General features: G+C 61.1%; 12 protein-coding genes and 1 pseudogene. 3 read left to right on the forward strand and 10 right to left on the reverse strand.

Going from position 1 to position 12,074, the window contains the following annotated elements; translation table 11 throughout:
* Positions 1-2: 2 nt before the first annotated feature.
* From I6L44_RS20605 to I6L44_RS19355, 4 genes are read right to left on the reverse strand one after another with little or no spacing between them, the layout of a single operon-like run.
* Entirely contained in the window at positions 3-128 is a 126-nt protein-coding gene (locus tag I6L44_RS20605; protein ID WP_259265626.1) for a hypothetical protein, read from the reverse strand.
* Positions 121-918 (reverse strand): 2-succinyl-6-hydroxy-2,4-cyclohexadiene-1-carboxylate synthase, encoded by a 798-nt coding sequence (gene menH / locus I6L44_RS19345; RefSeq protein WP_216952822.1) that lies wholly within the window; start codon positions 916-918, stop codon positions 121-123. The genes I6L44_RS20605 and menH overlap by 8 nt, the downstream gene beginning before the upstream one ends.
* Positions 878-2,635: a 2-succinyl-5-enolpyruvyl-6-hydroxy-3-cyclohexene-1-carboxylic-acid synthase gene (gene menD / locus I6L44_RS19350; protein ID WP_216952823.1), complete on the reverse strand. Its 1,758-nt coding sequence runs from the start codon at positions 2,633-2,635 to the stop codon at positions 878-880. Before menD ends, menH begins: the two co-directional genes overlap by 41 nt.
* Positions 2,636-2,667: 32 nt before the next feature.
* Positions 2,668-3,990, reverse strand: a complete 1,323-nt coding sequence (locus I6L44_RS19355; protein WP_216952824.1) for an isochorismate synthase MenF — start codon at positions 3,988-3,990, stop codon at positions 2,668-2,670.
* Between the two features lie 208 nt (positions 3,991-4,198).
* Between I6L44_RS19355 and I6L44_RS19360 the strand changes: the two genes are divergently transcribed.
* Positions 4,199-5,104, forward strand: a complete 906-nt coding sequence (locus I6L44_RS19360; protein WP_216952825.1) for a 1,4-dihydroxy-2-naphthoate polyprenyltransferase — start codon at positions 4,199-4,201, stop codon at positions 5,102-5,104.
* A 75-nt stretch (positions 5,105-5,179) separates the two neighbouring features.
* On the opposite strand, the gene I6L44_RS19365 is transcribed toward I6L44_RS19360, so the two are convergent.
* Positions 5,180-6,574 carry a PepSY domain-containing protein gene (locus I6L44_RS19365; RefSeq protein WP_216952826.1) on the reverse strand — a complete coding sequence of 465 codons (1,395 nt, stop codon included), beginning with the start codon at positions 6,572-6,574 and terminating at the stop codon, positions 5,180-5,182.
* 268 nt (positions 6,575-6,842) lie between these two features.
* Here I6L44_RS19365 and I6L44_RS19370 point away from each other — a divergent pair, with 268 nt between their 5' ends.
* A complete protein-coding gene (locus I6L44_RS19370; RefSeq protein ID WP_216952827.1) occupies positions 6,843-7,250 on the forward strand; it encodes a hypothetical protein in 408 nt (135 codons plus the stop codon).
* 27 nt (positions 7,251-7,277) lie between these two features.
* Here I6L44_RS19370 and I6L44_RS20545 read toward each other — a convergent pair.
* From I6L44_RS20545 to dbpA, 3 genes and pseudogenes are all read right to left on the reverse strand, one after another.
* Positions 7,278-7,398 (reverse strand): annotated as a pseudogene (locus tag I6L44_RS20545) (YkgJ family cysteine cluster protein); the annotation flags it as partial.
* A gap of 24 nt (positions 7,399-7,422) precedes the next feature.
* Positions 7,423-7,713 (reverse strand): YkgJ family cysteine cluster protein, encoded by a 291-nt coding sequence (locus I6L44_RS19375; protein ID WP_005341481.1) that lies wholly within the window; start codon positions 7,711-7,713, stop codon positions 7,423-7,425.
* 89 nt (positions 7,714-7,802) lie between these two features.
* Positions 7,803-9,182, reverse strand: a complete 1,380-nt coding sequence (dbpA, locus tag I6L44_RS19380) for an ATP-dependent RNA helicase DbpA (protein ID WP_216952828.1) — start codon at positions 9,180-9,182, stop codon at positions 7,803-7,805.
* A gap of 544 nt (positions 9,183-9,726) precedes the next feature.
* Here dbpA and I6L44_RS19385 point away from each other — a divergent pair.
* Positions 9,727-10,932, forward strand: a complete 1,206-nt coding sequence (locus I6L44_RS19385; protein WP_216952829.1) for a NupC/NupG family nucleoside CNT transporter — start codon at positions 9,727-9,729, stop codon at positions 10,930-10,932.
* 64 nt (positions 10,933-10,996) lie between these two features.
* Here the strand turns inward: I6L44_RS19385 and I6L44_RS19390 are convergent, their stop codons facing one another.
* Positions 10,997-11,497, reverse strand: a complete 501-nt coding sequence (locus I6L44_RS19390; protein WP_041235223.1) for a metal-dependent hydrolase — start codon at positions 11,495-11,497, stop codon at positions 10,997-10,999.
* Positions 11,498-11,622: 125 nt separating this feature from the next.
* Positions 11,623-12,072: a YaiI/YqxD family protein gene (locus I6L44_RS19395; protein WP_005335916.1), complete on the reverse strand. Its 450-nt coding sequence runs from the start codon at positions 12,070-12,072 to the stop codon at positions 11,623-11,625.
* Between the last annotated feature and the right edge of the window lie 2 nt (positions 12,073-12,074).

Below are 12,074 nucleotides of genomic sequence, written 5' to 3' on the forward strand. Positions count from 1 at the left end.
CTTCAATCATGTTTTTTTCCTTCTGATCTGGGAGAGTGCAGTTGAGCACCGAGTTGACCACTGAGTTGAGCAATCCCGGCATGTTGAACAGGTGCATACAGTTCAGCTTCCGTCATTGCTTCAATCATGACTCGTCTCTTCTTGTTGGTTGACCCACTCCGCGAGGAGTCGGGCAAAGTTATCAGGCTGATGGGCGTGCAGATTATGGCCGCCATCCAGCACCAAGTGGTTGATTCTGCGATTTTGGTTCGCCAGCTGGCAAGCCAGCTGATGGAATTTGTGATCCCGCTTACCACTCACATAAGTAACCGGCAGCTGGCTCGCCATGAGCCAGGGGACGAGATCCGGCTGCTTGCCGAGCGAAGTGGCGCGCAGCATGGTGGCGATGCCCTGACCGTCGTTGCCAAGGCGGCGGGCGATCTGGCTGGCCCGGGCCGCATCGTCAAGATCGGCAAACACCCCTTGCCGGTACCAGTCTGCCAGCACGTCAGCCAGGGGCTCCTGCTCGAAGCGCTGCGCCCACAGTTCATCGTGCTGGATGCGGGCGGCCCGCTCATTGTCTGGTAGCCCCGGGTGGCAGTTCTCCAGCAGCAGCCCCCGCAGCCCGGCGGGCTCGCGGCTGGCGTGATAGAGGGCCAGTCGCCCACCCAGCGAGTAACCTGCCAGCAGATAGCGTTCAATGTTGCGGCTGGCCAGCTCGGTGACCAGCCACTGGTGGCTCTGCTCAAAGTCGCTGACGTTGAGATCGCTATGCTGACTGTGACCCGGCAGATCGAGGGCGATGCAGCGGATGGCGGGCAGCCGGTCGATCACCGGTTGCCAGTCGCCGCCATCCCCCAGCAGACCGTGCAGCAGCACCAGCGGCACATTGGCATCTTTATTTGCCACGGATGGCGGCCCCCAGCGCCTTGAGATCATCGGCCACCTGCTCGCTCGGTACCCGGATCTCGATCAAGGTAACGCCATGTTGGAGGGCGGCGCGGTAATCGCGTTCGAACTCGGGCAGGGTGGTCGGCGCCCGATAGGCGAGGCCAAACATGGCGGCGGCATGTTCAAAGCTGAGGCCGTGGGGCAGCCGGTAGTAGCTCTCCAGCAGCTCCCCTTCGGTGGGCACCGGTAACATACGAAAGATGCTGCCGCCATCGTTGTTGAGCAGGATCACCACCAGCGGTCGGCTCGCCTTGCTGAGCAGGGCGAGGCTATTGAGATCGTGCAGGGCGCTGAGATCCCCAAGCAGCAGGGTGGTGGGCTCATCGCTGCCCGGCTCTATCGATTGGGCAAACCCGTAGGCGGTGGCGATCAGGCCATCGATGCCGGAGGCGCCACGGTTGGTCATCACCCGGCTCGGCCCCTTGCCCGTTTCGCCGAGCATATCCATCAGTCGTGCCGGCATGCTGTTGCCGACAAACAGTTGGCCTTCGATCAGGCGGTTGAGGCGATGGCAGACCCCAAGCTCGGAGAAGTGCTCGCAGGCAGCGGCGATCTGCTGGCTGGCGTTGTGTTGCAGCTCGGCCAATGTGTGCCAAGGGGCTTGTGTGGTGACCGGATGGGCCGCAGCAAAGGCGCTGGCACTGCAGAGCAGCCGGTTGCGCAGCCGGTAGTCGGGATCGAGCCGCGCCGGTTGCGGATCCACCAGCCAGTAATCCTGCCATGAATGGTGTTTGATGAACTGGCCAAGCCGCTTGGAGACAAGCCGCGCACCAAATTGCAGCAGCACCTCGGCGCGGCCCAGCTCGGCGACGAATTCAGGGTCGTTGAGCGCCATATCCATATGGATGAGGTTGCGGCAATCGAAGCGGATCTGGCTCTGCAGATCCGCCAGCAGCGGCCAGCCAAGTTGCTCCGCCAGCGCGGCGGCGGCCTGTGCCTGCTTCGGGTCGGTAATGCGACCAGCCACAACGATGCCGCGCTGTTGGCGAAAGGTTTCCCACTCCGCCTGAGGTGGGCAGGTCGGCTCGTTTTGCTGCCACGGGCTCCAGGGCTTGCGCGAGCCGAGCCAGTCGCCGAGGGGGGCCAGATAGTCGGAGAAATCCTGATAGTGCTCGCCCGGGTAGAGGGGCTCGGGGTACATGCAGTTGAAGTGCACCACCCCGGGGGTGAGCGCCTGTTTGGCCAAGGCTTGGTCCACCGAACTCAGCACAAACGCCGCCGGAATGGTCGGGGTGGGGCTCGGCAGGTTCTGCTGATAGACGGGGTAGCGGCCGAAGATCCCTTGCTGGTCGATCGCCTGATTGGCGCCGTTGTCGATAAGTTCGTGAGGACGATCGGCGGAGAGAATAATCAGCGGCACGCCGGTGAGCTGGGCCTCTGCCACGGCGGGCCAGAGGTTGGCTACCGCGGTGCCCGAGGTCATGATCACCGCCACCGGCCGGTTGCTCCCCTTGGCCAGCCCCAGCGCCATAAAGCCGAGGCCGCGCTCGTCAAAGTGCAAGTGACGACGAAAGCCCTGATGGGCCGCGGCGGCCATGGTCAGCGGCGCAGAGCGGGAGCCGGGGGCCAGCGCGATGTCGCGCACCCCGAGGCGAAAGAGCTCCTCCAGCAAGAGGGAGGACCAGACGTGGTTGAAGGTGGCGTGCTGGCTCGAAAACGGGGGGCAAGCAAACTCTTCGCTGGCAGGCTCTTTACGGGTGGGCATAGGGGCTCTCGTAGCGTGAAAAGGGTGAATGACTATCCCAGCAGGGAGAGCACATTGGCGATCTTGTTGTCGAGTTCGGCCCACTCGGCGACAGGCTCGGAACCGGCGACAATGCCGGCACCGGCAAACAGGGTGACGCTGCCCGGCTGAATGCGGGCGCTGCGAATGGCGACCGAGAACTCCGAGGTCTCCCGGCTCAGCATGCCGCAGGCACCGGCGTACCAGCCCCGATCGTAGGGCTCGAACTCGCGGATAAAGGCGAGCGCTGCCTCGCGCGGGGCGCCGCCCACCGCCGGCGTCGGGTGGAGGGCGTCGAGCAACTGCCAGTCGCAGACCCCGGGCTTGAGCTCGGCTTCGATATCGCACTTGAGGTGTTGCAGCAGCCGCAGTTTCAGAATGCGCGGCTCGGTCAGGGTGGCATCGTGGGTCAGTGGCGCCAGACGGCTGAGGATGTCGGCATGTACCAGCCGGTTCTCCAGCCGGTTCTTGCTGTCGGCCAGCAGCTCGGCAGCCAGTTGGGCATCCACCTCTTCATCGCCGGAGCGGCGGATGGTGCCCGCCAGCGCCTCGGTAAAAAGGTGGCGATCTTCCCGGCGGTAGAGCCGCTCGGGGGAGCAGGCGATAAAGGCCTGCTCGGGGGAGAATTGAAAACCGAAGTGGAAGCAGTCCTGGGCGTGGCGGGCCCACTGGTCGAGCATGGCCCAGGGATTGATATCCGCATCATGGTTCGGACTGGTCAGCACGCTCTCCCGCGACAGCACCACCTTGGGGGTGTGGGCCTGAAAATCGGGGGCGGTGACGCGCTCCACCAGCGTTTGCCACTGGGCGGGGCCGGGGCAATCCTGTCGCTGCCAGGGCTGCTTTTGCAGGGCGGGCAGCGGGGCTTCCGGGCGCAGGGCATCGAGGGCGGCTTCGGCCACCTGCAGTTCGGCCTCGAGATTGTTTTCATTCAGCCATAGGTTGAGGCAGAGACTGACGCACTCGCCACGGCGCACCAGCTCGATGCGGGGTAGCACGAAACGGCAGGGGCCAAACCCTTGCCAGCCGGATTGAGCCGGATCAAACGCCAGTCCGCCATAGTAGCGGGGGCTGTCGTCATGATGCTGGTTGGCTGTGTTAGTGCACACCTGCTTGATGGCGTGCGGCTCGGTCAGTTCATGGATGGCGCCCAGCGCGACATACTCGGGACGAGCCTCTCCACGGGCCTGCCAGTAGATGCGGGGATAGAGGGTTTGCGCCGCGAGCCAGCCCAGAAAGGAGCGGATTTCGATCGCCACTCGCAACCGTACGAAGCCGCTGACGTTGCTGTGACGCAGGGCGTCCAGTTGTTGCTTGATATGGGTCTGAGCCAACATGGATTCTTTTCTGAGCCGGGTAGTAACGAGCGATCCGGTAGCTGGATGCCGTAGGTTTATGCCAAAGGGCGATGATTTCCTATATATTATCTGCCCATTCGTCCATGTAAATCGCCCGCGGGAGCTTCACTCTCCGGGGCCAAGTATACCCAAATCCGGTTCGATAACCCTTAACACGATCAATATCCGATTGTTTGGCCATCACAAAATGACAAATACCTTCTCTGTTTGGTTGCTGGCGGCGCGTTTGCGAACATTGCCGCTCGCCTGTTCTTCCATCCTGCTGGGCTCGGGGCTGGCTGCCAGTCGTGGCGCCTTCGATGGCACCATCATGGCGCTCTCGCTGCTGACCGCCATCCTGCTGCAGATCCTCTCCAATCTGGCCAACGATTACGGCGATGCGGTTTCCGGCGCCGACAACGGTGAGCGGATCGGCCCGCAGCGGGCGGTGGTCTCCGGTCTTATCACCAAAAAGCAGATGTGCGTGGCGATGGGGCTGACTGCGCTAGCGGCGGTGGCCAGTGGCCTGCTGCTGCTGGGCTGTGCCTTCGGCGGCCAGTGGCTGCAGATTTTGGCATTTGTGGTGCTGGGTGGCGCGGCCATTGTCGCGGCGGTGACCTACACGGTCGGCAAGACCCCTTACGGCTATCGCGGGTTTGGCGATATCTCGGTGTTCCTCTTCTTCGGTCTGCTTGGGGTGCTCGGCTCCTACTACCTCTTCACCAAGACGCTGGAGTGGGATCTGTTGCTGCCTGCCACCGCCTGTGGCCTACTGGCCACCGCCGTGCTCAATATCAACAATGTGCGTGATATCGAGACCGACGCCGCCAGCGGCAAGATCACCCTGGCAGTGCGCCTTGGCCGTAACCGCGCCATCGCTTATCACTGGGTACTGCTGGGGGCGGCGCTGCTGGCAACCATCGCCTTTATCCTGATCCAGCCCGCCAGTTTCTGGCCGTGGATCTTCTTGCCCGCCATGAAGCCTCTCAGCGATGCGGCCCGCACCTTGCGCGAAAGCTACGATGGCGAGGTGCTGACCGGTTCCCTCAAGAAGACCGCCATCAGCGCCTTTCTGTTCAGCCTGCTGTTCTCCATCGGGTTGGCGCTCTCCTGACAGCTGGTCGCAGCTCGCCAAGGCGAACAATAAAAAGGGCTCCCGAGATGGGAGCCCTTTTTGGTTTTGGCCGGTTTAGCTGGCGCGCACCATTTTGAGCGTGTGGCGGGAGAATAGCAGAGTATCCAGCAGCCAGATGGCAACCATGGAGGCGCCCACCAGCGGGAAGGCGATCCCCAGCAGGATCAGCAGGGTGATGGCACCGCGCATCGGCGGCAATTTGGCGGGCAGTGGCGGCGCGGCGAGACGGCCCTGCGGACGGCGGCACCACCAGATCCACAGACCACTCACGGCGCTGGCCAGCACCATCAGGCAGATAAGCAGCATGGCGAGCTGATGGGGCCAGCCGTAGAGCTTGCCCATGTGCAGCATGACGCCGCTCTCCACCGTTTTGGCGACCGGGCCGTAATCCTGCCAGCGCACATCGGCCAGCACCTTGCCACTGTATTGATCGATATGCAGGGTAGTGTCGTTGCGCGGATCATCGGCAAAGATTGCGATGGTATAGACACCGGTGGTGCCGATCGGCGGGGTGATGCTGTACCCCGGACTCACCTTCCGGGCTGTGGCGATATCCACCACCTGTTGCAGCGGGATCCGCTGGCTGGCCATCACCACACCCTCGTGCTCGCCGTGGTTCATGGCGCCGTGATCGTGCCCCTCATCGACCGGCTGCGAGCTGGGCATAGGGGTGTTCTCCACCGCCCAGGGGACGGTCTGCTCATGGGCCTGATTCAGGGTGCGGGCCAGCGGTGCCGATTTGGGCACCTCGTTCCACATGGCGGCGGGGAAGCGGTTCCAGACCGCAGCAAACTGATCGCCCCAGAAACCGGTCCAGGTCATGCCGCTCAGCAGCAATAGCAGCAGGAAACCGGCTCCCCAGAAGCCGACCACGGCGTGCAGATCCCGCCACCAGAGGCGTCCGCGCTGGTTTACTCTGGGCCAGAGGATGCCGCCCACCCCGGGCCCCTTGCGTGGCCACCAGAGGTAGAGACCGCTCAGCAGCAGTACCAGCCCCCAGCCTGCCGCCAGTTCGATCAGCCTGTCCCCCGTGGTGCCGAGCAGCAGGTCGGCGTGCAGGGAGCGAGCCACCGCTTGCAGATTCCACTTGTTGTCCATGGTGCCGAGCAGGGCGCCGCTGGCGGGATCCATAAACAGGGTCAGTTCCTGTTCACCCCGATTGACGATGAACTGAGCGCTCAGGTCGGGAGCGGCAGGTGGCAGGTATTTACGCAGGCTGGCATCGGGCATGGTCATCATCGCCTTGGCCAGCAGCTGGTCGGCACTCAGGGTCTGGCTGGCGGGGGCGACCTTCATCAGCTCGGGGTACATCAGGTTGTCGAGCTGGGGTTTGAACAGATAGACGATCCCGGTCAGTGACAGCAGGATCAGGAAAGGGGCGACAAAGAGACCGGCGTAGAAGTGCCAGCGCCAGATCCGTTGGTAATGACTCGAGTCCCTGTTTTTCATTGCACATCCTTGTTGGGGTGTCAAACCTTTCGGCAGGTGGAATGTTTGTGGCGGCGCGGATAATAGCAGTAACGTTTCGTTAACTGCAATCGCACATCTTGAGATCGATTCAGTGCGGGCTGTCGGTAACATGAGGTGCCGACGGTTTGCTGGATAGGATGAGCACGCTTTGGGAAAAGCCTGTTTGCTGCTGGACTTTTCCTTATAAATTATTACCTTGTGGTAACAATTTGCAGGCGATGGTGGTGGTAACGGAATGGGAGCAGTCATGCAGCCACATGGGCAATTCGACATGGAGCGCAGGGGCCAGATGCTGATCTGCCGCCCGAGTGGCCCCTTCAATCTGGCTGGTGCCATGGCCTATGAGGCGCGCTTTCGTCACGAACTGGCCGGATTGATGGATGGCCCCTGGGGGATTGTCGAGGTCGCGACCGAGTTTGAAGCGGCCGGGCCCGAGGTGCTGGCCCGTTTTCGTCGCCAGTTTGGCTGGTGTGCCGAGAGTGGGTGTCAGTTTCTGGCGGTGGTCTTCGTAGGGGGCTTCAAGCGCTATCTGGCGGATAACATCTTCAAGGGATTACCCTTTCGGGCGGTACGTTACTTCGAGCAAGAGGCAGCGGCCATCCAGTGGCTGGGAGAGCAGCTCAACACCGCTCCCTGTGAACCTGCGCACGCTTGACCACCTCGCTCACCGTTTGGACGGGTTTCACTCCAGCTTGATAAACCACTTGTCCCGTTCGTCAACGCAGTCGGGTTCACCCATTTCGAATTCGCGGCAGATCAACGGCCGCACCTCGTACTCGTACATGGATGGGGCACATCATCGTGGTGAGTGCATTCGAGGATCCTGGTCAATCCAGCTTGATAAACCACTTGTCCCGTTCGTCAACGCAGTCGGGCTCACCCATTTCGAATTCACGGCAGATCAGCGGCCGCACCTCGTAGATACGGCACATCATGGTGTTGCGGTCGAGGGCCGCACACCAGCCATCGTCCAGCCGGCGCATGACCGGTATCTCGCCATCCCGTTCCAGTACATAACGGTCCGGCACGCCGGTATCGGTAAAGAGCATCACTTCGAGGCGGCAGCAGCAGGCTTCGCAGTTTTGGCAGCTCACATCGGTTTGGATTGCTTGGGTCATGGTGCCTGTCTTGCCGCATGGCGGCATCGGAGATATGAAACAGGCGCCTGTCAGGCGCCTGTGGTCTGGCTAACGACTTGCAAAGAACCTTAGCCCAGTTTGCGGGCGCGGTAGCTGCGCCCCTTGATCTTGCCTTCCTGCAACCGCTTGAGGGCGGCGCTCGCCACGCTGCGCTTCACCGCGACGTAGGAGTACTGCTCGGAGATCTGGATCTTGCCCACGTCGGCGCCGGCAATGCCGCCTTCACCGGTCAGGGCACCCAGAATGTCACCGGCCCGCACCTTGGTCTTGCGGCCTGCATCGATGGAGAGGGTCACCATCTGCGGGGCGATCGGCTTGATGTCGCGGCCGATGCTGTCGAGATCACCCAGCGGCATCGGAGCCTGCTGGTACTCTTCGATAAAGTTGACGCGTTGGGCCTCGTTCGGCTGATAGAGACTCAGGGCCAGACCCTGCTGGCCGGCGCGACCGGTACGGCCGATGCGGTGCACGTGCACTTCGGGATCATAGGTCAGCTCGTAGTTGATGACGGCGCCCAGCTCCTTGATGTCGAGGCCGCGGGCCGCCACGTCGGTGGCCACCAGAATGGTGGCGCTGCCGTTGGCAAAGCGCACCAGCACCTGATCCCGCTCGCGCTGCTCCAGATCGCCGTTCAGCGCCAGCGCCGAGAAGCCCTTGGCGGCCAGATGGTCGGCCACGTCGTTACAGGCGCGCTTGGTGTTGCAGAACACCACGCAGGAGCTGGGCTGGTAGTGGCTCAGCAGCCAGGTGAGGGCGTCGAGGCGCTGACCGGCAGGCACTTCGTAGAGCTTCTGTTCGATGGCGCTCCCCTCGTGCAGGGACTCCACGCTCACCTCGACCGGACTGCGCTGCACGCCGCGGCTCATTTGGGCGATCCCTTCCGGATAGGTCGCGGAGAAGAGCAGGGTCTGACGTTGCTGGGGGGCATAGCTGATGACCCGGTTGATATCTTCGCCAAAGCCCATGTCCAGCATGCGATCCGCTTCGTCCAGCACCAGCGTCTTGAGGCCGGATAGTTCCAGCGTGCCTTGCTCCAGATGCTTGAGAATGCGACCCGGGGTGCCAACGGCGATGTGGGCACCAAAGCTCAGGGTGGCGGACTGCGGTGCGGTCGGGGTGCCGCCGCACAGGGTCACCAGCTTGACGTTGGGCAGGGCGCGCGCCAGACGACGGATCTCGGTGGCCACCTGATCCGCCAGTTCGCGGGTCGGGCAGAGCACCAGCGCCTGCACTTCGAGGCGGTTGACGTTGAGCTTGGCCAGCAGGCCGAGGCCGAAGGCGGCGGTCTTGCCGCTGCCGGTTTTTGCCTTGGCGATCAGGTCTTTGCCATCGAGCACCAGGGGCAGGCTCTGGGCCTGGATCGGGGTCATCTGCAGGTAACCCAGGCTGGTGAGGTTCTCTTGCAGGGCGGGGGAGAGATTGAGGCTGCTAAATTCGCTGTTGTTCACAAAAGGACTCTATTTCGGAGAAAACGGGGATGCGCGAGCGCTAAGGCCGCGCATCATACCAGAATGTGGCACCGGATGTGGCGGATTTTTGAACGGCTGGCCATGGGGGGCACATTATGGGGGTATTTGTTGCCAGATTGGTTGTGAGCAATATGTGAAAGGATATCGGGGTAATTATTCAAACATGCGTGTAATTATTTATTGCGGATAAACGTTTGCCATTTCTGTTGTTTAAATATAATGGTTGAAAAATATTCTATTGGCGAGTGTGGCATTAAGCACAATGTTGCGAAAATGATATAAAGATATTTTGGAGGGCCATGAAAATGCCATTTTAATTATGTAATATCATGTTTTTTAATGAATTTGTCGTCGTCAAAGTTGTGCGATTAATATCAGGTTGTTGCGTAATTAATTTAAAAACGTTTGTATTATCCTGCATGCATATTATTACACGGGATTGTGATGACTCTCTGATTTTTAAATGTGCAAATGTCTATGATGGCGCCGGTCGAAAATTACAATTCACTCAGGTGCTACAGGTATGGAATACGTTCACTTTGTGCTCGGACTGGTGATGGTCCTCGCTCTTTCTCTGCTGGCTAACCGCCACAACTGGAGACAGATCAAGCTGCGTTATATCGGCCAACTGCTGGTGGTCGAGCTGGCGCTGGCCTGGTTCATGTTGAACTCGGAAGTGGGTCTGGCTGTGGTGGGTGGCTTCGCGGCCGGCTTCACCAAGCTGATGGAGTTTGCCAAGCAGGGAACCGACTTTGTATTTGGCGGCATGATGAATGAAGGTTCATTTACCTTCTTCCTGATGGTGTTGATGCCCATCGTCTTCATCTCCGTGTTGATCGGTATTCTGCAGTACATCCGCCTGTTGCCGCTGGTGATCCGCGGTATCGGTACCGTGTTGGCCAAGATCAACGGCATGGGCAAGCTGGAGTCCTTCAACGCCATCAGCTCCATGATCGTCGGTCAATCCGAGAACTTCATCGCGCTCAAGAACATCCTGCCGCACCTGAACGAGAAGCAGATGTACACCCTGGCGGCAACGGCCATGTCCACCGTCTCCATGTCCATCGTCGGTGCCTACATGCAGCTGATCGAGCCGCGTTACGTGGTGGCTGCGCTGGTGCTCAACATGTTCAGCACCTTTGTCGTGCTGTCGCTGATCAACCCCTACGAGCCGGACAATACCGTGACCGATGCCAAGGCGCTGGCCGAGGGCGACGAGCACCATACGCCGAAGAGAGAGAACTTCTTCGAGATGCTGGGCGAGTACATCATGGCCGGTTTTTCCGTGGCCGTTATCGTGGCGGCCATGCTGGTGGGCTTTATCGCCTTGATTGCCCTGGTCAACTACCTGTTCGAGCTGGCGTTTGGTGTCAACTTCCAGTACGTCATGGGCTACCTCTTCTATCCAATCGCCTGGATCCTGGGTATTCCGAGTGGTGAAGCGCTGCAAGCGGGTTCCATCATGGCGACCAAGCTGGTGACCAACGAGTTCGTGGCCATGATGGATCTGGGCAAGATTGCTGCCGAGCTCTCCCCGCGTACCGTCGGCATCCTCTCCATCTTCATGGTCTCTTTCGCCAACTTCAGCTCCATCGGCATCATCGCCGGTGCAGTAAAAGCGCTGAACGAAGAGAAAGGCAACATGGTTTCGCGCTTCGGTCTGAAGCTGGTCTACGGTTCAACTCTGGTCAGCCTGCTCTCTGCTGTTATCGCAGGCATCATGATCTGATCCTCTAGTGCCATCTGCCACGGTTTGAGCCCCTGACCTCGTCAGGGGCTTTTTTATTTCTGGCTTACAGGCGCCAGCCGCACCACCAGCCGGCAACCAGCAGGGTGAGGGTGCAAAAGCCGGTTTCGATGGCGCCGCCACTGCGCAGCGGCCAGCCCGGCAGGCGGTAACGGCGCTTGATGGGCCAGAAGAGCGGAATGCCCGCCGGGGTGAGCCAGTCCCCCAGCAGATGGCTGAGGTAGCCGACGATCAGGGCATCCTTGACCCCCATGGGCAAGGTGTCCGGCGGCAGGCTCTGGTTCAGCCCCCAGATGGCGGCGGCGACCGCCAGCAGACTGTGGGTGAAACCGCGATGGCCGAACAGCCGCGACAGAGGTTTCGAGATCCACGGCAGTCGCTGCCCCAGCACAGATTTGGGGTGGTCGAGGTCGGGCAACAGGGCGCTGGCCAGCGCGGCAGGGATGGTCTGCCACAGACTGGCATCTGCCAGGGCCGGAGTGAGCTGCAGTTTGTGGGCGATCAGGGTGCAGGTAACGGAGAAGAGCAGGTGCCCTTGGGCGGTCATGATGATTACGGCGTGGACAAGATGGCGGCGCATCTTACCAGCCTGACGGTTGTGGTCAGCTCTTATTTTAAAAATCAGGATGTTACGGCGAAAAAGCGCCCAAATTGGGCGCCTTTATAGCCTATTTATAACTTGCCTTTGACCAGCCACTTGTCGAGGGCGTTGGCGAAGCGCTGCTTGTCGGCGGCATTGAAGGGGGCCGGGCCGCCGGTTTGCACGCCGGCCGAGCGCAGCTCTTCCATAAAGTTGCGCATGCCGAGCCGCGCCTTGATGGTCTCGCGGGTGTAGATCTCGCCACGGGGGTTGAGCGCCTCGCCACCGGCATCGATCACCCAGGAGGCGAGGGGGATATCACCGGTGATCACCAGATCGCCGGGCTGAACCTGCTGGGCGATGACATGATCTGCCACATCGAATCCCTTCTCCACTTGCTGGGTTTTGATGAAAGGCGAGGGGGGCACCCGCAATCCCTGATTGGCCACCAGGGTGGTGACGACCTGGGCGCGGTGGGCGGCGCGGTAGAGGATCTCCTTGACCGGAATGGGGCAGGCATCGGCATCAACCCAGATGGGCATGG

It is taken from the genome of Aeromonas sp. FDAARGOS 1414, from assembly GCF_019047065.1.
Taxonomy (GTDB): Bacteria; Pseudomonadota; Gammaproteobacteria; order Enterobacterales; family Aeromonadaceae; genus Aeromonas; species Aeromonas veronii_A.

Coding starts and splice junctions, on each gene's coding strand:
- I6L44_RS19375 (WP_005341481.1), bottom strand. CDS start 7,713: ATGACCCAAGCAATCCAAACCGATGTGAGCTGCCAAAACTGCGAAGCC.
- I6L44_RS19360 (WP_216952825.1), top strand. CDS start 4,199: ATGACAAATACCTTCTCTGTTTGGTTGCTGGCGGCGCGTTTGCGAACA.
- I6L44_RS19370 (WP_216952827.1), top strand. CDS start 6,843: ATGCAGCCACATGGGCAATTCGACATGGAGCGCAGGGGCCAGATGCTG.
- I6L44_RS20605 (WP_259265626.1), bottom strand. CDS start 128: ATGATTGAAGCAATGACGGAAGCTGAACTGTATGCACCTGTTCAACAT.
- menH (WP_216952822.1), bottom strand. CDS start 918: ATGATCTCAAGGCGCTGGGGGCCGCCATCCGTGGCAAATAAAGATGCC.
- I6L44_RS19365 (WP_216952826.1), bottom strand. CDS start 6,574: ATGAAAAACAGGGACTCGAGTCATTACCAACGGATCTGGCGCTGGCAC.
- I6L44_RS19395 (WP_005335916.1), bottom strand. CDS start 12,072: ATGCCCATCTGGGTTGATGCCGATGCCTGCCCCATTCCGGTCAAGGAG.
- I6L44_RS19390 (WP_041235223.1), bottom strand. CDS start 11,497: ATGACCGCCCAAGGGCACCTGCTCTTCTCCGTTACCTGCACCCTGATC.
- I6L44_RS19385 (WP_216952829.1), top strand. CDS start 9,727: ATGGAATACGTTCACTTTGTGCTCGGACTGGTGATGGTCCTCGCTCTT.
- I6L44_RS19355 (WP_216952824.1), bottom strand. CDS start 3,990: ATGTTGGCTCAGACCCATATCAAGCAACAACTGGACGCCCTGCGTCAC.
- menD (WP_216952823.1), bottom strand. CDS start 2,635: ATGCCCACCCGTAAAGAGCCTGCCAGCGAAGAGTTTGCTTGCCCCCCG.